The organism is Neobacillus sp. SRL179, assembly GCF_984799095.1.
Genome location: NZ_OZ481792.1, coordinates 3,869,637 through 3,887,212 on the forward strand (window position 1 = coordinate 3,869,637; position 17,576 = coordinate 3,887,212).

At 38.9% G+C, this 17,576-nt stretch carries 21 protein-coding genes; 3 read left to right on the plus strand and 18 right to left on the minus strand.

The window, feature by feature from the left end:
* Positions 1-137: 137 nt before the first annotated feature.
* The 3 genes from AC4E8C_RS19230 to AC4E8C_RS19240 form a co-directional block, all read right to left on the minus strand.
* Positions 138-1,184, minus strand: coding sequence for a glycosyltransferase family 2 protein (locus AC4E8C_RS19230; protein WP_490208239.1), 1,047 nt, complete (start codon positions 1,182-1,184; stop codon positions 138-140).
* 18 nt (positions 1,185-1,202) lie between these two features.
* Positions 1,203-2,864: a DUF6044 family protein gene (locus tag AC4E8C_RS19235; protein WP_490212613.1), complete on the minus strand. Its 1,662-nt coding sequence runs from the start codon at positions 2,862-2,864 to the stop codon at positions 1,203-1,205.
* Positions 2,865-3,035: 171 nt separating this feature from the next.
* A complete protein-coding gene (locus AC4E8C_RS19240; RefSeq protein WP_490208240.1) occupies positions 3,036-3,200 on the minus strand; it encodes a Spo0E family sporulation regulatory protein-aspartic acid phosphatase in 165 nt (54 codons plus the stop codon).
* A gap of 200 nt (positions 3,201-3,400) precedes the next feature.
* On the opposite strand from AC4E8C_RS19240, the gene AC4E8C_RS19245 reads away from it, so the two are divergent.
* Positions 3,401-4,387 (plus strand): potassium channel family protein, encoded by a 987-nt coding sequence (locus AC4E8C_RS19245; RefSeq protein ID WP_490208241.1) that lies wholly within the window; start codon positions 3,401-3,403, stop codon positions 4,385-4,387.
* A gap of 3 nt (positions 4,388-4,390) precedes the next feature.
* Here AC4E8C_RS19245 and AC4E8C_RS19250 read toward each other — a convergent pair whose 3' ends face one another.
* The 6 genes from AC4E8C_RS19250 to yugI form a co-directional block, all read right to left on the minus strand.
* Complete coding sequence (locus AC4E8C_RS19250) at positions 4,391-4,795, minus strand: YugN-like family protein (RefSeq protein ID WP_490208242.1); 405 nt, start codon at positions 4,793-4,795, stop codon at positions 4,391-4,393.
* A gap of 274 nt (positions 4,796-5,069) precedes the next feature.
* Positions 5,070-6,416 carry a glucose-6-phosphate isomerase gene (locus tag AC4E8C_RS19255; protein WP_490208243.1) on the minus strand — a complete coding sequence of 449 codons (1,347 nt, stop codon included), beginning with the start codon at positions 6,414-6,416 and terminating at the stop codon, positions 5,070-5,072.
* A gap of 109 nt (positions 6,417-6,525) precedes the next feature.
* Positions 6,526-7,689: an iron-containing alcohol dehydrogenase gene (locus AC4E8C_RS19260; protein ID WP_490208244.1), complete on the minus strand. Its 1,164-nt coding sequence runs from the start codon at positions 7,687-7,689 to the stop codon at positions 6,526-6,528.
* Between the two features lie 119 nt (positions 7,690-7,808).
* Positions 7,809-9,083, minus strand: coding sequence for a Glu/Leu/Phe/Val family dehydrogenase (locus AC4E8C_RS19265; RefSeq protein ID WP_490212614.1), 1,275 nt, complete (start codon positions 9,081-9,083; stop codon positions 7,809-7,811).
* Between the two features lie 25 nt (positions 9,084-9,108).
* A complete protein-coding gene (locus AC4E8C_RS19270; protein ID WP_490208245.1) occupies positions 9,109-10,308 on the minus strand; it encodes an ornithine--oxo-acid transaminase in 1,200 nt (399 codons plus the stop codon).
* A 222-nt stretch (positions 10,309-10,530) separates the two neighbouring features.
* Complete coding sequence (gene yugI, locus AC4E8C_RS19275; RefSeq protein WP_490208246.1) at positions 10,531-10,932, minus strand: S1 domain-containing post-transcriptional regulator GSP13; 402 nt, start codon at positions 10,930-10,932, stop codon at positions 10,531-10,533.
* A 219-nt stretch (positions 10,933-11,151) separates the two neighbouring features.
* On the opposite strand from yugI, the gene AC4E8C_RS19280 reads away from it, so the two are divergent.
* Positions 11,152-11,385: a helix-turn-helix domain-containing protein gene (locus tag AC4E8C_RS19280; protein ID WP_490208247.1), complete on the plus strand. Its 234-nt coding sequence runs from the start codon at positions 11,152-11,154 to the stop codon at positions 11,383-11,385.
* A gap of 160 nt (positions 11,386-11,545) precedes the next feature.
* Here AC4E8C_RS19280 and AC4E8C_RS19285 read toward each other — a convergent pair whose 3' ends face one another.
* The 6 genes from AC4E8C_RS19285 to AC4E8C_RS19310 all read right to left on the minus strand — a co-directional run bounded on the left by AC4E8C_RS19285 (position 11,546) and on the right by AC4E8C_RS19310 (position 15,340).
* A complete protein-coding gene (locus tag AC4E8C_RS19285) occupies positions 11,546-11,809 on the minus strand; it encodes a DUF1871 family protein (RefSeq protein ID WP_490208248.1) in 264 nt (87 codons plus the stop codon).
* Positions 11,810-11,835: 26 nt separating this feature from the next.
* Complete coding sequence (locus AC4E8C_RS19290; protein ID WP_490208249.1) at positions 11,836-13,038, minus strand: alanyl-tRNA editing protein; 1,203 nt, start codon at positions 13,036-13,038, stop codon at positions 11,836-11,838.
* A gap of 124 nt (positions 13,039-13,162) precedes the next feature.
* Positions 13,163-13,495, minus strand: a complete 333-nt coding sequence (locus AC4E8C_RS19295; protein ID WP_490208250.1) for a hypothetical protein — start codon at positions 13,493-13,495, stop codon at positions 13,163-13,165.
* 128 nt (positions 13,496-13,623) lie between these two features.
* Positions 13,624-14,175 (minus strand): superoxide dismutase family protein, encoded by a 552-nt coding sequence (locus AC4E8C_RS19300; RefSeq protein ID WP_490208251.1) that lies wholly within the window; start codon positions 14,173-14,175, stop codon positions 13,624-13,626.
* 122 nt (positions 14,176-14,297) lie between these two features.
* The gene (locus AC4E8C_RS19305) at positions 14,298-14,507 is read right to left on the minus strand and encodes a hypothetical protein (RefSeq protein WP_490208252.1); all 210 of its coding nucleotides are present in this window, start codon (positions 14,505-14,507) and stop codon (positions 14,298-14,300) included.
* Between the two features lie 86 nt (positions 14,508-14,593).
* Positions 14,594-15,340 (minus strand): peptidylprolyl isomerase, encoded by a 747-nt coding sequence (locus AC4E8C_RS19310; RefSeq protein WP_490208253.1) that lies wholly within the window; start codon positions 15,338-15,340, stop codon positions 14,594-14,596.
* Positions 15,341-15,458: 118 nt separating this feature from the next.
* Here AC4E8C_RS19310 and kapB point away from each other — a divergent pair, with 118 nt between their 5' ends.
* Entirely contained in the window at positions 15,459-15,839 is a 381-nt protein-coding gene (gene kapB / locus AC4E8C_RS19315) for a kinase-associated lipoprotein KapB (RefSeq protein ID WP_490208254.1), read from the plus strand.
* Positions 15,840-15,883: 44 nt separating this feature from the next.
* On the opposite strand, the gene kapD is transcribed toward kapB, so the two are convergent.
* The 3 genes from kapD to AC4E8C_RS19330 all read right to left on the minus strand — a co-directional run bounded on the left by kapD (position 15,884) and on the right by AC4E8C_RS19330 (position 17,420).
* On the minus strand, positions 15,884-16,507 hold the full coding sequence (gene kapD, locus AC4E8C_RS19320; RefSeq protein WP_490208255.1) for a 3'-5' exonuclease KapD: 624 nt from the start codon (positions 16,505-16,507) through the stop codon (positions 15,884-15,886).
* Positions 16,508-16,679: 172 nt separating this feature from the next.
* Positions 16,680-17,069 carry a hotdog fold thioesterase gene (locus AC4E8C_RS19325; protein ID WP_490208256.1) on the minus strand — a complete coding sequence of 130 codons (390 nt, stop codon included), beginning with the start codon at positions 17,067-17,069 and terminating at the stop codon, positions 16,680-16,682.
* Between the two features lie 123 nt (positions 17,070-17,192).
* Positions 17,193-17,420 carry a hypothetical protein gene (locus AC4E8C_RS19330; RefSeq protein WP_490208257.1) on the minus strand — a complete coding sequence of 76 codons (228 nt, stop codon included), beginning with the start codon at positions 17,418-17,420 and terminating at the stop codon, positions 17,193-17,195.
* Positions 17,421-17,576: the final 156 nt, after the last annotated feature.

The following is a 17,576-nucleotide window of genomic DNA, read 5'->3' on the forward strand; positions in this document are numbered from 1 at the left end:
CATAAGGTTTAAGCCTGTCTACTTAATTTCTATTCAGAAGAAAGGGTTTGTACCACTAAAAACAAAAATGAGTTTTAACTAACAAAACACGAACCCATTTGCTCCAGCTGTACAAAAAAGAGAGTTTTCCTATTCATTTAGGAAAACTCTCTTTTTTCAGATATCGTTCTCATTTCACTATTTAATACTTCATCTTCTCTCCCTTGATTGATAAGATGGCTCTTAGATGCCAATAGATTAAATGTATCAATTTCCACAATATACTTGGGCCGATGCTTTGATTCTTTATAGATTTTCCCTATATACTCACCAATTAATCCAATGGCAATCAACTGAAGTCCGCCAATTAACCAGATGGATGTAATTAATGAAGTCCAGCCAATTTCTGTATTTCCTAAAAACTTTAGAGTTAAGAAATAACCTCCAAATACAAGGCTCATAAAGAAGGATACGAAACCTAACACTAAAACAAGGCGTATTGGGGTAACAGAAAAGGAAGTTATCCCGTCAAAGGCAAAGGCAAGCATTTTTTTTAGAGGATACTTCGTTTCACCTGCCTGCCTTTCGAGCCGGTTGTAATAGACGACTTCCGAATGAAATCCTAGTAGTGGAACAATTCCTCTTAAAAATAAATTAACCTCCCTAAAGCGTTCTAATTCGTTCAGTGCTTTGTTACTCATTAACCGGAAGTCTGCATGATTATATACCAGTTCAACTCCCATTTTTTTCATAAGCTTATAAAATCCCTGAGCAGTACTTCTTTTAAACCATGTATCTGAATCGCGGCCATCTCGAACACCGTAAACAATATCATAACCTTCTTGAAACTTTATAATGAATTCACGAATGACATTGGGATCATCCTGAAGGTCAGCATCGATAGATACGACACAATCTGATTGTTCCTTTGCTGCGAACAATCCTGCCAGTAAGGCATTTTGGTGACCGGCATTTCTTGATAATTTTAAACCACGAACATATTCATTTTCTAAGCCTTCTTTATAAATCAATTCCCAGGTCCTATCCTTACTGCCATCATCAACAAACAGGATTTTGCTATGCTTTGATACAAGTGTCTCCTCAATCAGCCTCGCTAATAATCCCTGAAGCTGGTTAATGGTCTCTGGCAATACCTCTTCCTCGTTATAACATGGCACAACAATCGTAAGGACTGGTTCCCTCATCTGCTTAACCTCCGGTGTCTACAATGTTTTATATAAGTAAATTTTCCATGCTGATGTTTTCGAGGCGAATACCTTTTCTAATAATAGTTGATTTTGCGCGGCATTATCGATGGGAATGGCTGAAAATATATATCGCCCGCCCATCTCTTTAAAAACTTGTGTATTCAGTTCTAAACTTTTTAAATGGCGTTTAGAATCCTTTTTAAGCATATATCTTTTCCCAAGTTGTGCTGTAAAAAGATAACAGCGGCCGCCCCACTTGTCATAATATTTTTGAATTGATTTGTTTTTTGCTAATTCCTTTTCGATAATTTTTCTAAATTGATGTTTATAGGTTAATGGATAAAAATTGTTATAGGTATCAATGGTGTAAAAACCGTTATATTGAGAGATAGCAGGATGAATTCCAATACTCGCGACACGGTATTCCTCCGGCTTAAGACCAATATAATCTTTTACCTCGGTAAACAGATCCTCAGCGAAAAACTCTTTGACCGTAGGTTTATCTTTATAGATAATCTCATCATTCCATACCCCCAAAAATAGGACTTGGGCAAAACACAACCCTGTTGCGATTTTTCGCCATCCAATTCCTTGCATGGTGAGGATTTTTAACGCCAAGGCAAAACTGGCATAAATCACAAGCGGTCTTAAAAAATGGTAGCGAGCGAAATTAAACGTATCCATAAAATGAAAAAGCTTCGTTATAGGCAGCCAGCCTTCATAAAACCAAAATGCATACCACAATGATAAAAAAATATTTAGACCAAATAAAAATACAAAAAGTTTTTCCTGCTGCCAAAGTTTTTTTGAAAAAACCATGTAGATAGCCATAAAGGTAGCAGGTACGATGATTAAAGTATGGACTGTCATCACATGGGTATGTCCAAGCAAATAATTCTTGAAAAACAGGCGGACAGCTCGCCAAAAAGGCAGGTGAGCATGAAAATATTCATCACGGCTATTCGGTTCCGTTGAAAACAAAAATGAATAGACAAGCCGATACTCCACCAGCATAAATATCCCTGTCATATACCCAATCGCGAACAAAAAGCGAAGATTCCAGCCCTTCCCTCTTAACACATCCCAAAGCCAGACAATCCCTATCGCGCTTAAAAAGAAGAAAAATCCTAAGACAATACTCGCGTACAAAGGCATTAAGGTGAGTATCAAATACTCCTTCCAACTATCCTCCCCATTACGGATGTTGAGAAAAGCCCAAAGTGCCAGCGGCATCCCCAATGTACTTAGCATCCCTGATGGCCAAAAAGGGGTTAACGCAAAGGCAAGTGCACAGCCTATTTGTATGGTGAGCCATTTTTCACCAGTGAGGAAATGCTTCTTTAACAATAAATACATTCCAAAAAAAGCAACCACTCTTGTCAGTGCTTGGCTTAACCCATAGGCGATCATAGTGGGGAATTTAGCATACAACCAGACAATTAAACTGTATTCTGTCCCGAAGGCATTTCTCGACAATTGACCATTGATGATTTGTGGTATGACGGCATTAACTCCGCCAAACATTTCTCCACTTTTTGCTAATACCTTATACCATGCCAAATTGGAATCTAAATTATCATGAACCCGAATGTGGGCATTTTCCTGCAAAATAAATAATGGAGAGAGATAGATCGCTAGAATAAGTAAAGCGAAAAGGATAAATCTTCGCTCGTTCATTGTTTTAGTAAACACAATGCTACACCTCGTATTCCTTATCAAAAGAGTCATCCGTTTTAAATTTTACTTTTGGAATGAAAATTATTCCTTTTCCTCCAATGAAACAAATGGAAATTTAATCAATTACCATAGAAAAAACCTTCCGGACATATGCCGGAAGGTTTTAATATGCTAATTCTTTATAAGATTACTTTGATAAACATTTAGTAATAGATCGAGTTTCTGGCTGCATTGAACAACATTTGGATTGCTGTACCCATATAGATGGGCTAAATTGATCATTTCTAATCTTGTCTTTTCGATACTGGATAGTATTGAATTTTTACCAGTTTGCATGCGCCATCCCTCTTTCCTGTTGTAACTGTATCCATGTTATTAACCATAATTTAATAGTTTCTAAAGAAGAAAACAAGTAGTAATTATAAAAAAGTGCGAAACTTTTGTGAATTTAGACCCATATAAATATTAGTGAAAATTATGGGATGTCTTACTTTTGACCATAATGGTAGTATGAGAAAAGAGGTGCTGATCTAATTATGTCTAACAGAATCTATATTAGCTTTCTGCGCTTACCGCTGCTACTGCGTATCCTAGTGATTGCATTACTTGTATTTCTTTCATTTGGAGTTTCTATACATTTTTTAGAACCGCAAACATTTCCAACTATTTTTGATGGCATCTGGTGGGCAATTATAACTGCCTCGACTGTTGGCTATGGAGATTATGTTCCCCATTCTTTTTTAGGCAGGATTACCGCATTAATTTTAATTTTATTTGGAGTTGGCTTTGTTTCCACCTATTTTGGTACATTAGCAGCAACTGCTGTAACGAAGCAAGACGCCCTTTCTGAAGGAAGAATGCCTTTTAAAGGGACCGGCCATATCATCATTATAGGCTGGAATGAACGATCGAAAGAGCTTATTCATAAATTAACAACAGCAAATTCTCAACAGATGATTGTTTTAATTGATGAAACTCTAGAAGTTAATCCAGTAAAATCAAGATTTGTCCACTTTATCCAAGGAAAGGGGCATGTGGATGAAACGATTGTAAAAAGTGATATTGCACATGCTGAAAAGGTTTTAATTACAGCAGACCGTGGAAATGATGAACTCCAAGCAGATATGAATAGCATTTTAACCTTACTGACCATTAAAGGGATTTGTCCAAAGGTAAAATGCATTGTGGAAATTTTGACCGCTGAGCAAGTCATTAATGCAAAAAGAGCTGGTGCCGATGAAGTCATTCAATCGAATAAATTGACGAGTGTGTTTATGATTAACAGTCTTCATTCCAACAGTGACGGCTTATTATCAAGCCTTATTCATCAACTGCAGGAGAATAGACTTTCCTCCATCAGCGTAAAAGAAGAAGACATAGGAAGGACGTTCAACGAAATAGGCTATGAATTATTAAACACTGGTTCACTGCTTATTGGTATTAAAAGAGGAGAGGAAACTTTTCTGAACCCCTCCCATACATTTGAACTTCAAGAAGATGATCGGCTTCTGACCTTTAGATAAAACTTATGTTAATAGAATTGTCTCTAGGTCTGCCACTAATGCCTTCCCTTTATCAATATATTGATGGGGGACGTTGGCATCTTTATTGGTTGGCTCCTGAAATTGATTAAAGGATGCAGAGAAGTTCCCCGTTTCTCCCTGTACATCATTATTTGACTCATATTCATGTGCTAGCATATATGGCCTTCCTATCGAAACGGTACAATTTCTAACATCCAGCTGACCTTCTACAGCCGTGAATGGCACCCTTAAAAACTGATAGCTGCCTTCATCATTCAATTTATAATCAAATGCACCATGATCATAATCCCAGTTCCCGCCAATTGAATACCCGATTGGTTTTAACTTTTGTTCAAGCTTGTACAAATCAAACTGTTTCCCTTCGACTTTGGATGGTATTTCAATCATTCACATTACCCCCTTTTTAAATAGCGATGGGGTTAGTTTCTCCAAACAAAAGAGTGCTGATGCAACAAATAGCATCAGCACTCTTTATTAATATATAAGAATTTAAAAGTTTTGTCTTTGAGAAATGTCCAGCTCCAGCGCCCTAGCGGCTAGTGTCCTTCGCTCTCCGCCCTACGATAAGTCAACATCGAATCGCTAACGCTCTTCGTGTTTCCTTTATCTCAGTTGGAGCGCTCCAGGCCATACGCCGCTGACCAGGGCGCTTCCGCTTTTCTTATAACCTTTTTTCAAGTTCTGCTTTCTTTTCTTCATATCCTGGCTTACCGAGCAAGGCAAACATATTTACTTTATAAGCTTCTACACCCGGTTGGTCAAAAGGATTCACACCTAGAAGGTAACCGCTCATGGCACAAGCTTTTTCAAAGAAATAGACAAGGTAGCCGAATGTATACTCGTCCATTTCTGGAATGGTAACGATTAAGTTCGGTACACCGCCGTCTGTATGAGCCAGCATGGTTCCTTGGAAGGCCTTGTTGTTAACAAAATCAACAGTTTGTCCTGCTAAGTAGTTCAAACCATCTAAATCATTTTCAATAGCTTCAATTTTTAACTCATGGCGCGGTTTTTCCACTTTAATGATGGTTTCAAACAAATCACGGCGCCCCTCTTGAACATATTGTCCAAGTGAGTGAAGGTCTGTTGAGAAGTTTGCGGAAGATGGATAAATACCTTTTTGATCTTTTCCTTCACTTTCACCAAACAGCTGCTTCCACCATTCAGAAAAATATTGAAGACCTGGCTCATAATTAATCAGCATTTCAATTGTTTTTCCTTTATTATAAAGGACATTTCTGACAACTGCATATTGGTAGGCCGCATTATCTTCCAGTTCAGAATGGCTGTAATCTTCTTGAGCCTTTGCAGCCCCTTCCATCATCTTAACAATATCGGCACCGCAAACGGCAATTGGCAGTAAGCCCACGGCTGTTAGTACGGAATAACGTCCGCCAACATCGTCAGGAATAACAAAGGATTCATAACCTTCTTCAGTTGCTAACGTTTTTAGGGCCCCTCTAGCTTTGTCAGTTGTTGCATAAATTCTTTTTCTTGCTTCTTCTACACCGTATTTTTCTTCAAGGAGCTTACGGAAAATCCGGAAAGCAATGGCTGGCTCAGTGGTGGTCCCTGATTTGGATATTACATTAACAGAGAAATCCTTACCATCAAGAAGATCGATGACATCTCTCATATAAGAGGAACTAATGCTATTTCCGACAAAGATGACTTGTGGAGTTTTGCGTTTTTCTTTCGGAAGGGCATTGTAAAAACTATGGGACAACATTTCAATGGCTGCCTTAGCACCAAGATAAGAACCACCAATTCCGATTACAAGAAGAATATCAGAATCTGATTTTATTTTCTCAGCTGATTTTTGGATACGAGAAAATTCTTCCTTGTCATAGTTGGTTGGTAATTCAACCCAGCCTAAAAAGTCACTGCCTGCACCAGTACCCTCGTGAAGAGAATGGTGGGCCACTTTTACAGCATCACGTAAATATGTAAGTTCATGTTCACCAAAAAAATTAAGAGCTTTCGAGTAATCAAAACGCACGTGTGTCATGTATGATCCTCCATTTTTTTATTTTCACTAATCACTTTACCCAAAGATGGACAGATTTTCAAGGAAGCATAGAGCATGTAAACGCACCCATTTTAAATTTATTTATTATTTATAATGAAGCCCGGTAAATGGCTAAAACATCTTCACGTTTTAATTTAGCAAAATTACCAAACTCACCGTTTGCCATAGCGCGGTCAGCCATTAAGTCGAGTTTGCTGTCATCAATATCATAGTCAGCTAAACGGGAAGGCGCCTCAATGCTATTCCAAAATTCGCGGAGTTTGCGAATCCCTTCCAACCCTGCTTCTTCGGCACTCTTACCTTCAGGATCTACACCAAACACTCTAACAGCCAGCTGTTTAAAGCGTTCAGGTTTGATATGCAAATTATGCTCCATCCAGTGTGGGAATAAAATCGCCAAACCGCCGCCATGTGGAATATCATAAACAGCCGACACGGCGTGTTCTAAATTATGGGTAGCCCAATCGCCGCCATACCCCATATTTAATACACCATTCAGAGCCATAGTTCCACCATAAAGAATCGTGGCACGATGTTCATAATTTTCAAGATCACTAAGTAATTTAGGGGCTGTCTCCATTACAGTTATCAGTAAGGATTCACACATACGATCCTGAAAATCAGTATGCTCCTCAAGATGGAAATAATGTTCGAGAACATGTGACATCATATCAACCATTCCATAAATGGTTTGATTTTTAGGAACGGTATATGTATTAACAGGATCTAAGATTGAGAATTTTGGAAATGTCACAGGACTTCCCCAACCATATTTTTCATTGGTTTCCCAATTTGTAATAACAGAACCTGCGTTCATTTCAGACCCGGTCGCAGCAAGTGTTAGGACTGTCCCAAAAGGGAGCGCTTCAGTTGGAAGAGCTTTTTTAATTACGATGTCCCAAGCGTCACCATCATATTTGGCCCCTGCAGCAATAAGCTTTGTACAATCGATTACACTTCCCCCGCCAACCGCGAGAAGAAATTCTATCCCCTCTTGCTTACAAATCTCCACGCCTTTTCGCGCCGTTGAGATTCGTGGATTAGGTTCTACTCCTGAAAGTTCAAATACTTCAGCACCCATTTCCTCTAATTGAGATGTGACTTTCTCGTATAAACCGCTGCGCTTAATGCTGCCACCTCCATAAACGAGCAATACTTTTTTTCCATATTGAGGAATTTCCGTTTTTAATTGCTCAAGCTGATCTTTTCCAAAAATTAGCTTTGTTGGATTGTGAAATGTAAAATTTTGCATAATAAAACACCTTCCTTTTCCATACTACATTATTAGTTATAATGGTCTTTTTTGCAAATGGCTAGTTTTAGTCTTTACAAAAAAAGAAATTCCTTGCACTATAATGCAAGGAATTCCCGTTATACCCAGCCTCTAAACAATGACGCTTCTGCTAATGCCTTTACCCCCACCATGTAAGCCGCTAATCGCATATTCACTTTGCTCGTTTGTGCAAGGTTATAAATTGCATGAAAGGATTTTACAAGCCTTTCATTTAATTTACTTTCTATTTCTTCGGCATCCCAATAATAGCCCTGATTGTTTTGTACCCATTCAAAATATGATACGGTAACACCACCAGCTCCTGCCAAGACATCAGGCACAAGCAAGATATCACGCTCTGAGAGGATAGTGGTCGCCTCGAGTGTGGTAGGACCATTCGCTGCTTCTACCACAATACTCGCTTTAATATTATGGGCAATTTCTGCGGTGATTTGGTTGGCTATCGCTGCAGGTACTAAAATGTCACAATCTTTTAGAAGCAATTCTTCATTTGTTATTGTACCTTCAAATAAAGTTGTGACTGTCCCAAAGCTATCCCGTCGATCTAGGAGATAATTGATATTTAATCCATCTGGATCATATAAGGCTCCATATACATCCGATATCCCAACAATTGTGGCCCCTTCATCAAATAAAAACTTTGCAATATAGCTCCCAGCGTTTCCAAATCCCTGAATGATCACACGAGCCCCTTTGATTGAAAAGCCGCGCTTTTTAACAGCTTCTTCAATACAGATAGTAACTCCCTTTGCTCCCGCTCTTTCTCGTCCCTCAGATCCGCCTAACACAAGCGGCTTTCCTGTAATGAAGCTTGGGGAGTCGTGCTTTCGGAGTCGACTATACTCATCTAACATCCACGCCATCACCTGTGAATTGGTATACATATCTGGCCCTGGAATATCTTTCGTTGGCCCAACCATCTGACTGATTGCCCGAACATAGCCGCGACTTAACCGTTCCAGTTCACCAAACGAAAGGGTGCGGGGGTTACAAATGACACCGCCTTTTCCACCGCCAAACGGCAAATCAGCGATTCCGCATTTTAGGCTCATCCACATAGCTAATGCCTTTATTTCCTCTTCATTCACTTTAGGGTGGAAACGAATACCACCCATCGTTGGACCAACCGCATCAATATGCTGTGAACGGAACCCTTTAAAAACTTTTATTGAACCATCATCCATTCGGACAGGAATTCTGACTGTAATAGTTCGCAATGGTTCCTCCAAAAGATGGTACATATCCATGTTATATCCAAGTTTTTTTAAGGCATCATGAATTACAATCTGTGTGGATGTTAGCAGACTTAAGTTTTCTTTGTCCCTTCCATCTCCATCAGCAGTAGTCCCCATTTCAGCACCTCTAGTTTTTTCCAATTTACCCAAGCACCTTGTTAATTCTTTCAATTGCCCAATCTAATTCTTCTTTTGTAATAACAAGAGGCGGAGCAAAACGAATCACCATGTCATGCGTTTCTTTACATAATAACCCATACTCTTTTAATTGCTCACAATATTTACGGGCCGGTTCTGTTAATTCCATTCCAATAAACAGTCCACGTCCACGGACTTCTTTAATCATCGGATTCTTTATTTCTTTTAATTTAGCCATGAAATATTTGCCTAGATCTAAGGACCTTTCCGCAAGCTTTTCATCCACAAGAACATCCAGTGCAGCGATTGACACTGCACATGCCATCGGATTACCGCCGAAGGTTGATCCGTGGGACCCGGGGTTGAATACACCTAGAATCTCTTTACTGGCGACTACACATGAGATAGGGAACACACCACCGCCAAGGGCTTTGCCTAAAATATACATATCAGGCTCAATGCCTTCCCATTCACAGGCAAACATTTTTCCTGTACGGGCCAAGCCTGCTTGTATTTCATCTGCAATAAAGAGGACATTATTTTCCTTACACACATCATAGGCTGACTTAATAAAGCCCTCCGGTGGAATAATAATCCCTGCTTCGCCTTGGATTGGCTCAATTAAAAAGGCAGCTGTATTTGGTGTAATAGCCGTTTTTAATGCCTCTAAATCACCATACGGTATAAGCTTTATGCCCGGCAGCATCGGACCAAATCCTCTTTTATATTCAGCATCAGAAGAAAGGGAAACAGCGGTCATGGTCCTGCCATGAAAATTGCCAATACAAGCGATAATTTCTGCTTGGTCTTCAGCTAAGCCCTTAACGTCATAACTCCAGCGGCGGGCAGCCTTCACTGCTGTCTCAACTGCCTCTGCCCCGGTGTTCATCGGCAGTACCATTTCTTTGTTTGTTAATTGACAAACCTTTTCATACCACGGTCCAAGCTGGTCATTATGAAAAGCACGTGAAGTTAACGTGACTTTTTCTGCCTGATCCTTTAATGCTTGAATAATTTTTGGATGGCGGTGACCTTGATTAAGAGCGGAGTATGCACTAAGCATATCCATATATTTATTCCCTTCAGGGTCTTCTACCCATACACCTTCAGCACGTGAAATCACAATTGGCAGAGGATGATAATTATGTGCACCATATTTCTCTGTCTTTTCAATTAATTCACTCGTATTCGTATTGTTTTGCATGAACCCTTCCTCCATTCCATTTCAATTTAAATTATGTATTGATAATTCTATTGTAGCCGAGCCAGAAAAAAGAATGAACACCTTTTCAATTTTTATTTTTAAAGAATTATTCACCTTCGCACTTTTAATAGGTAAATTCGTTTTTCCCCTGCCGCAAAATTAATTCTATAAAAAAAAGCCTAGTCCAGCATGACAAATAGCTGGTCCTAGGCTTTAAATGGATTACTTCTTAATTAAATCATCTCGTTGAGATTGGTCAATCCACTCTTGTAGTTTATCTTTCAATGTATTAAATCCTTGTTGTCCTTCTGCATCAGGAATAATGGCTGCTGCCACACGTTTCCGTGGTTTCTTTGGTTTAGCTGCCTGTTGTACTGGTGCTTCTTCAGTTGCGCGAATCGAAAGACCAATTTTCCCTGCACTTTCATCGACAGATAATACTTTTACTTTGACTTCATCTCCAACCTTGAGATGGTCATTTATATCTTTTACATATCCGTGCGTGATTTCAGAAATGTGGACGAGGCCTTGAGTATTTTCATCAAGTGCAACAAACGCTCCATATGGTTGAATTCCAGTAACCTTTCCTGTTAAAATACTGCCAGCTTCAATTTTTTCTGTCATGTAAACACTCCTAAGTTAATAATTATTTTATCGTCTATATACGCATTATAAGATTATACCACAAAAAACACTTATTATCAAAAAACCTTTTTGGATTAAAGGAATCGTCTAAACTTTTGATTAAAACCTTAACATAATGTTCAAAAAGGAAAAGGGCGGGAAATAATTACCATGCTATACTAACAGTGAGGAATAATCTATTCTAACGAGGTGAACGGTATGAATTCGATTGGTCAAAGAATTAAATCAGCTCGAGAACTGCTAAAAATCACCCAAGAGGAATTGGCTCAAAAGATAAGAGTAGGAACTCGAACGATTGAAAAATATGAATCGGGAGAACAATTTCCAAGTAACCAGACCATCCTTAAATTGTCTACTGTATTAGATATCCCTACGTCAGAGTTAATAAACCAAAACCAAGTTCATACAACATCCTCATCACTGCACAAATAAGTTTCCCCTATATTGAATATTACAAAAGCGGTAATATGTACCGTTTTTTTATTTTTGCATGTATATAAAATGGAAGTACTGGAAAACCTTAATTTATAAGCTTTCTAGTATTCCCCCCTTTTTGAGAGGACACCTATTATGGGTTGTCCTTTTTTTTCTGTTAAATAGAGCAAGCTTGGTTTGCTTTTATAATCAATAATTCCTCAGCCATTTGCAGACATGCTTCGATCGGAATCACTTTTTCAAAAGAAAACTCATAGATACTTTGAATTCTCTCCGCCAGTTTAGTTGGATTATTTAGTTCATGTACCGCCTGAATAATATCGGCAATTTCTGTTTCGTAGCTGCCATTTTTTAACTCAAAGGGATCCCATTCATTTAGAATATCCACATATTGCAAATTAGTTTCAATCTCTTTTCGCATATTTATTTCTCCTATTATTTTTATGATTATACCGAATAAAGCTTTCCTTCCTGAATACGAGCTAACAATTGGTTTAAGATTTGGTCTGTAGCTAAAGTCTTGTCTCCACCGCCTTGGGCAATTGATTCATTCCCTCCACCCTTTCCATTAATTACCGGAAGAATTTCCCCTATTAGCTTTTTCATATTTTCCGTCCTAGCAGTTCCTCTAGCGAACACTAACTGTACTCGGCTTTCAATCTCAGATACAAATAAAACGAGTACATTGTTATTAGCCATGGTGACTAGCCGGGCTAACTTTTGCAGTTCCTGAACCGTCCGGTTTTGAAAAATTTCTGCTACAAGAAAATCATTCTTCACCACTAAGGACTTTGCTTCGAATTGCAGAAGGTTATCTTTTGCCTCTTCTAGTTCCTTTTCCAATCGCTTTTTATTTTCCAAAAGCTTTATTACCGCTTGTTCTATCTCTTTTTCTGGAGCATTGAGGTGCTTCGTTAAGCTAAGCAGTGTCTTTTGCTTTTCCCCCAGTTTTTTAAGCACACGGTTTCCACATACAAATTGCAAGCGGACTTTCTTCTTTTGTTTCTCCCAATCCAATACTTTAATGGCACAAACTTCTCCAGCAGATTTTGGATGGGTACCTCCGCAGCCATTATAATCAAAATCAGGAATGATGACGAGTCGAATATCTTCCTTTACCTTCGTCTCTTTTCTTAAAGGATAATGGGACAATTCCTCCTCGGTCACCCATTTCACCTCAATTGGCCGGTTCTCCAAGATCATTTTATTCGCCAACTGTTCTGCTTGCTCTACTTCGTACTCAGTAAGTTGTTCTGTCTCTAAATCAATTGTTAAGTTTTCCACACTCAAATGAAAACCAACAGTATGATAATTAAATAATTGTTCGAAAGCAGCTGATAAAATGTGCTGTCCGGCATGCTGCTGCATATGATCAAACCGTCTCTCCCAATCAATTTTTCCTTTTACTTCCACCAAGTCACCTGCTAAGGGACTTTCAAGGTAATGGCGGATCTCCCCATTGATTTCTTCCACATTGATCACTTTTTTATCCTCTATCCAACCTGTATCATTGGGCTGTCCTCCCCCAGTTGGATAAAAAGCGGTCTGATTCAAAACAACATATGTATTTCCAGCCTCGTCTTTTTCCTGCTTCATTACTTGAGCTGTAAAAGATTGAATATAGGGGTCTTGATAATAAAGTTTGTTCATTATGGCACGTCCACTCCCATTTTTATGTGTTGAACACATTGTCTTAAAATATGGAAATGAAATCAAGAGAAAAAAACCTGTTACTTTTACAAATAAAAGGAACAGGTTCTTTGCGTTAAACCATTTATTTATTTTTTTTCCGTTGACCTTGTGGGAAACCGCTCATTCCTTGCTGGGAGCCCATTTGTTGCTGACCACCCATCATTTGTGGATAGCCATGCTGGTATCCTCCCATTTGTGGGTAGCCATGTTGATGTCCGCCCATTTGTGGGTAGCCGTGATGGTATCCTCCCATTTGTGGGTAGCCATGTTGATATCCTCCCATTTGTGGGTATCCCTGTTGATATCCTCCCATTTGTGGATAGCCGTGTTGATACCCTCCCATTTGTGGATAGCCTGGCTGCTGGTATCCTCCCATCATTTGTCCAGGAAATCCGCCAAATTGTCTTTTTTCCATATTAATCTCCTCCTTACATTATCCCTACAGTGTATGTCCACTTTTTGGATAAGCTTAGATGAATACCTAGGGCAATTAAATTTTTTTACACAATAAAAGCCATTCTCGATGGAGAATAGCTTTTCCATTTATTTTTTTTCATCCTGTGCCTTTTTCTGACCTGCCTTTTTATCCTTTGCTATCTCACCACAGGCAATTCGTTTTCCTGAATCCCCTGCAGGCTGTGTCATTCCATCATCTTTGTTTTCGGTAATCACAATTGTAGTGCCTTCCTTTGTAAAAAGCGATGTTTTACCTTCTTTTAAGGTTACATTAGGTGCAATAAGATCAGCTTTCACTGATCCATCATCTTCCACAATTAAATTTGGCAAATCACCTGCATGTGCACCTTTAGGGTGTAATAGTCCATGTTCCTTTTTTTCTGGATTAAAATGGTTTCCTGCCGTTTTAAAGTCAGGTGCCTCACATTTTCCTGCCTCATGGATATGAATGGCGTGTTCCCCAGCAGGCAGTCCCTTTAAATCTACTGTTAATTTCACCCCACTGGCTTGTTCAGCTACTGTTACAGTTCCAAGCGTATCCCCTGACGCATTATACATATCGACATCTACCTTTTTTATTTCCTTTTCCATGCATCCAGTAAGCAAGAGAAGCGGAATCAGCATCCAGCTTTTTTTCATATGTACTCCCCCAAATTGAAACAATTTGCCATTAGTATGGGCAAACAGGTTTGGAGCTATTCTTTAAGACCAGAGGGTGAGGGCCTCCAGTTTTTCTATTTCCATACAAAAAGGAACAGCTATTAACTGTTCCTTTGGGTATGTTGATTATTTTTTATTTGTTCCTCAAGTTTTTTAGCCTTTTCGGCTTCTCTTTTAGAAACTTTAATGATTACTCTCATCGTAAGTAAAGCGCCAATTAAAAAGATAATACAAGTAATGGCAGCCGGAATATATTCTGTTTTATCTTCAGGAAAGTATAAGAACAAGGATAATACTAGTGGTTGAAACATTTTTTCTTCCCCTTTTCTATTAAAGGAACTTTGCTATTCAATATTATAGCAATAAAAAACATTTCTCACCAATAGAACATCTTGCTTTATTTTACAATCTTTATGTCTTTGATCGTGACATCTTTTTCCGGTTTATCTTGTGCACCTACTGGAGTAGCAGCAATTTTATCGACAATATCCATTCCCTCAATGACTTGGCCAAAAACCGTATGACGATGATCCAGCCATGGTGTTCCACCGTTTTTGCCATAAGCGTCAATAATTTCTTTTGGGTAACCAGCCTTGTCCAATTCCTCTTTCATGGACGGGTCGACCGATGGACTTTGAACAATAAAGAACTGGCTGCCATTGGTATTGGCCCCGGCATTCGCCATTGACAAGGCCCCGCGAAGATTAAATAAATTATTGGAGAATTCATCTTCAAACGGTTTACCCCAGATACTCTCCCCGCCAGTACCGTTCCCGCTTGGGTCTCCACCTTGTATCATGAAGTCTTTAATCACTCGGTGAAAAATCAAACCATCGTAATAGCCCTCTTCGCTGTGCTTCACAAAGTTTTCCACAGCTTTTGGTGCATATTTAGGGAATAACTTAATTTTAATCGTCCCCATAGATGTTTCCATTTCCACGAGTTTCTCGTTTTCAGCAACCTCTGTGGATAGTTGAGGATAACCGTCTTTGCTCACTTGTTGGTCTCCTTCCTTTTGTTCTGTTTTCGGCTCTGTTGTTTTGGTTGTTGATTTTGCTTCTTCATTTTTGGAGCTTGTCCCACAAGCTGCCAATAAAAAAACAAGAGTTAGTATCATAAACAATCCAGTTAATTTCTTTCTCATATATCATTCCTCCATTTTTTCACTTTAAACGATATGATTTTCTTTTGCACTATGTTTTTAATTTAGTCATAATGGAAGGGAAGAATCAAGATAGAAAATAAAATTAGGAGTGTTTTCTTTGGCAGAATTGGAGATTGGCACGATTGTAACAGGGATCTATAAAACAGGGAAATATATTGGGGAAATCACGGAAGTGCGGCCGCAGCATTATCTCATAAGGGTATTGGCTGTGATTAAACACCCGATGCAAGGGGACCTGCACCATCCTAAAGACGCAAATGTGCAAATTTTTCATGAAAGAAAGGCCTTAAGCTTTAGGGAGCAAACCAATATTCCCAAACAAATGGTTAAGCCTTTTGAAAACGAGGTACCGGATTATCAAGAATCCTTAAAAGAAGCGGTAGCCAGTATGAAAATAGAATTAGCAGGCTCCACTTCCAGCTGGTCTGAAATGAGCTTAAAAGCACTGGAATCGTTAGAAAAGGTTTATAAATTTTAGCAGAAGTTTAATAAAGGCCAAATCAGTTTGAATGATTTGGCCTTTTATGCAAATTCATTTAATAATTTTGAAAAATCAATCCGGTCGCCAATGGTTGTTGGTTTTGGCTTTTCTAAATAACGTTTATCCTTTTCAACTAGTTTGAATATATTATACGTAGTTAAGGCATCGTCCAGGGCGCGATGATGTTTCCCAGTTCCTTCTTTTCCATATTCTTGTACCGCTTTCCAAAGACCTGTTTGATTTTGATCACCAAAGAATCGTTTATATTCCATCGACAAATCTAATTCGGCTCCATTAAATGGGAATGCCACTCCCGCCATTAAACAATTCTGCCGAAGGACCTTCATATCCATATTCCCCCAAGTCACAATGGTTGTTTCAACTTGTTCGTGATTGAATTCCTCCAGTTTTTTCACAAGTTCATAAATGGACAGACCTTTGTCAACTTGTTGCTGCGAAATATGTAAGAATGATTTGCAGCGATCGGATAGTTTAGGGAACTTTAATGGCGTAACATAGGAGGAGAATTGTTCCGTCATCTGATCATCCACAACTGCCACAATTCCAACCTCAATAATTTCCGCGAAAAAATCTTTCATTCGAACATTTCGTTCAGGCATTGTGAATTCAAAATCGATAAATAAATATTGCCGCCTAGTTCTCATTTTTTTCACCACCTTTTTTTGTCTCCTACTACCATTATATAAAGAAACCTGTACAAAAAATTGTGCTTTTTTTCTATTTTTTTTATATATAACATTATAACACGAACTCTTTAGGAATTTTTTAAATTTTTGTACAATGATAACAAAAAAGAATGGAATTTCATCCATTCTTTTATTTTTTCAGTTTAATGACGGCCATAGTGCACCGTGAGACACAGATAAGACGGTCTTGTTCATCTGTAATCTTGATATCCCAAACCATAGTAGTTTTGCCTTGATGCAATACCGTTCCTACCGCCTTCACAACTCCTTCCGTTTTTGAACGGACATGGTTAGCATTGATTTCTAATCCTGCAACGACTTCAGTTTCTTTGTCACACAGCTCATAAGCTCCTAAACTGGCAACCGTTTCGGCTAATGCGACGGAGGCGCCGCCATGAAGCAATCCAATGGGCTGTTTTGTGCGATGATCGACTGGCATGGTTGCAATGACCTTGCCTTCTTCTATATGGGTAATTTCAATTCCAAGTGCTTCCACTAAGGTATTTTTAATGATATCCATATTTTCCCCTCCAGTATGTAATCTTTTCCATTCTAACTATTCTCCATAATCTGTAGTTATTCCTCTAATCTATATAATTTCTAATCAAAAAAACAGCCACGAGAGCTGTTTTTAACATGAGTATTAATAAAAACCTGGGTAACCCATTGGTGGATAACCGATTGGTGGGTAGCCCATTGGCGGATAGCCGTAGCCTGGAAAACCGCCGTAAAATGGTCGAGCACCAAATGAAGCGCCTATTCCACCTCCAAGTAAACCTCCAAGAAAGCTAAGTCCACCTATTGCTAATGGCCAACCAAGTCCAATAAAACGTTGATCTTGAACCGGGTACGGGCTTCGATAAGGATACATACCTTATTACCTCCTTTTTCTACGATACTTGCCTACACTATTTCATATGCGAAAAGGAGGGGTTTGGAGTGGGCTAAAAGTTAAGGGACTTTCACTCTCGGCTCTTCACAATGCCCGTCTGGTAACTTTTTTTACCTTCATGGGCACTCTGAGCTC

What these genes read in the sequence shown, in the direction of transcription:
- AC4E8C_RS19230 (WP_490208239.1), bottom strand. Translation starts at nt 1,184, where the DNA reads ATGAGGGAACCAGTCCTTACGATTGTTGTGCCATGTTATAACGAGGAA.
- AC4E8C_RS19235 (WP_490212613.1), bottom strand. Translation starts at nt 2,864, where the DNA reads ATGAACGAGCGAAGATTTATCCTTTTCGCTTTACTTATTCTAGCGATC.
- AC4E8C_RS19240 (WP_490208240.1), bottom strand. Translation starts at nt 3,200, where the DNA reads ATGCAAACTGGTAAAAATTCAATACTATCCAGTATCGAAAAGACAAGA.
- AC4E8C_RS19245 (WP_490208241.1), top strand. Translation starts at nt 3,401, where the DNA reads ATGTCTAACAGAATCTATATTAGCTTTCTGCGCTTACCGCTGCTACTG.
- AC4E8C_RS19250 (WP_490208242.1), bottom strand. Translation starts at nt 4,795, where the DNA reads ATGATTGAAATACCATCCAAAGTCGAAGGGAAACAGTTTGATTTGTAC.
- AC4E8C_RS19255 (WP_490208243.1), bottom strand. Translation starts at nt 6,416, where the DNA reads ATGACACACGTGCGTTTTGATTACTCGAAAGCTCTTAATTTTTTTGGT.
- AC4E8C_RS19260 (WP_490208244.1), bottom strand. Translation starts at nt 7,689, where the DNA reads ATGCAAAATTTTACATTTCACAATCCAACAAAGCTAATTTTTGGAAAA.
- AC4E8C_RS19265 (WP_490212614.1), bottom strand. Translation starts at nt 9,083, where the DNA reads ATGGGGACTACTGCTGATGGAGATGGAAGGGACAAAGAAAACTTAAGT.
- AC4E8C_RS19270 (WP_490208245.1), bottom strand. Translation starts at nt 10,308, where the DNA reads ATGCAAAACAATACGAATACGAGTGAATTAATTGAAAAGACAGAGAAA.
- yugI (WP_490208246.1), bottom strand. Translation starts at nt 10,932, where the DNA reads ATGACAGAAAAAATTGAAGCTGGCAGTATTTTAACAGGAAAGGTTACT.
- AC4E8C_RS19280 (WP_490208247.1), top strand. Translation starts at nt 11,152, where the DNA reads ATGAATTCGATTGGTCAAAGAATTAAATCAGCTCGAGAACTGCTAAAA.
- AC4E8C_RS19285 (WP_490208248.1), bottom strand. Translation starts at nt 11,809, where the DNA reads ATGCGAAAAGAGATTGAAACTAATTTGCAATATGTGGATATTCTAAAT.
- AC4E8C_RS19290 (WP_490208249.1), bottom strand. Translation starts at nt 13,038, where the DNA reads ATGAACAAACTTTATTATCAAGACCCCTATATTCAATCTTTTACAGCT.
- AC4E8C_RS19295 (WP_490208250.1), bottom strand. Translation starts at nt 13,495, where the DNA reads ATGGAAAAAAGACAATTTGGCGGATTTCCTGGACAAATGATGGGAGGA.
- AC4E8C_RS19300 (WP_490208251.1), bottom strand. Translation starts at nt 14,175, where the DNA reads ATGAAAAAAAGCTGGATGCTGATTCCGCTTCTCTTGCTTACTGGATGC.
- AC4E8C_RS19305 (WP_490208252.1), bottom strand. Translation starts at nt 14,507, where the DNA reads ATGTTTCAACCACTAGTATTATCCTTGTTCTTATACTTTCCTGAAGAT.
- AC4E8C_RS19310 (WP_490208253.1), bottom strand. Translation starts at nt 15,340, where the DNA reads ATGAGAAAGAAATTAACTGGATTGTTTATGATACTAACTCTTGTTTTT.
- kapD (WP_490208255.1), bottom strand. Translation starts at nt 16,507, where the DNA reads ATGAGAACTAGGCGGCAATATTTATTTATCGATTTTGAATTCACAATG.
- AC4E8C_RS19325 (WP_490208256.1), bottom strand. Translation starts at nt 17,069, where the DNA reads ATGGATATCATTAAAAATACCTTAGTGGAAGCACTTGGAATTGAAATT.
- AC4E8C_RS19330 (WP_490208257.1), bottom strand. Translation starts at nt 17,420, where the DNA reads ATGTATCCTTATCGAAGCCCGTACCCGGTTCAAGATCAACGTTTTATT.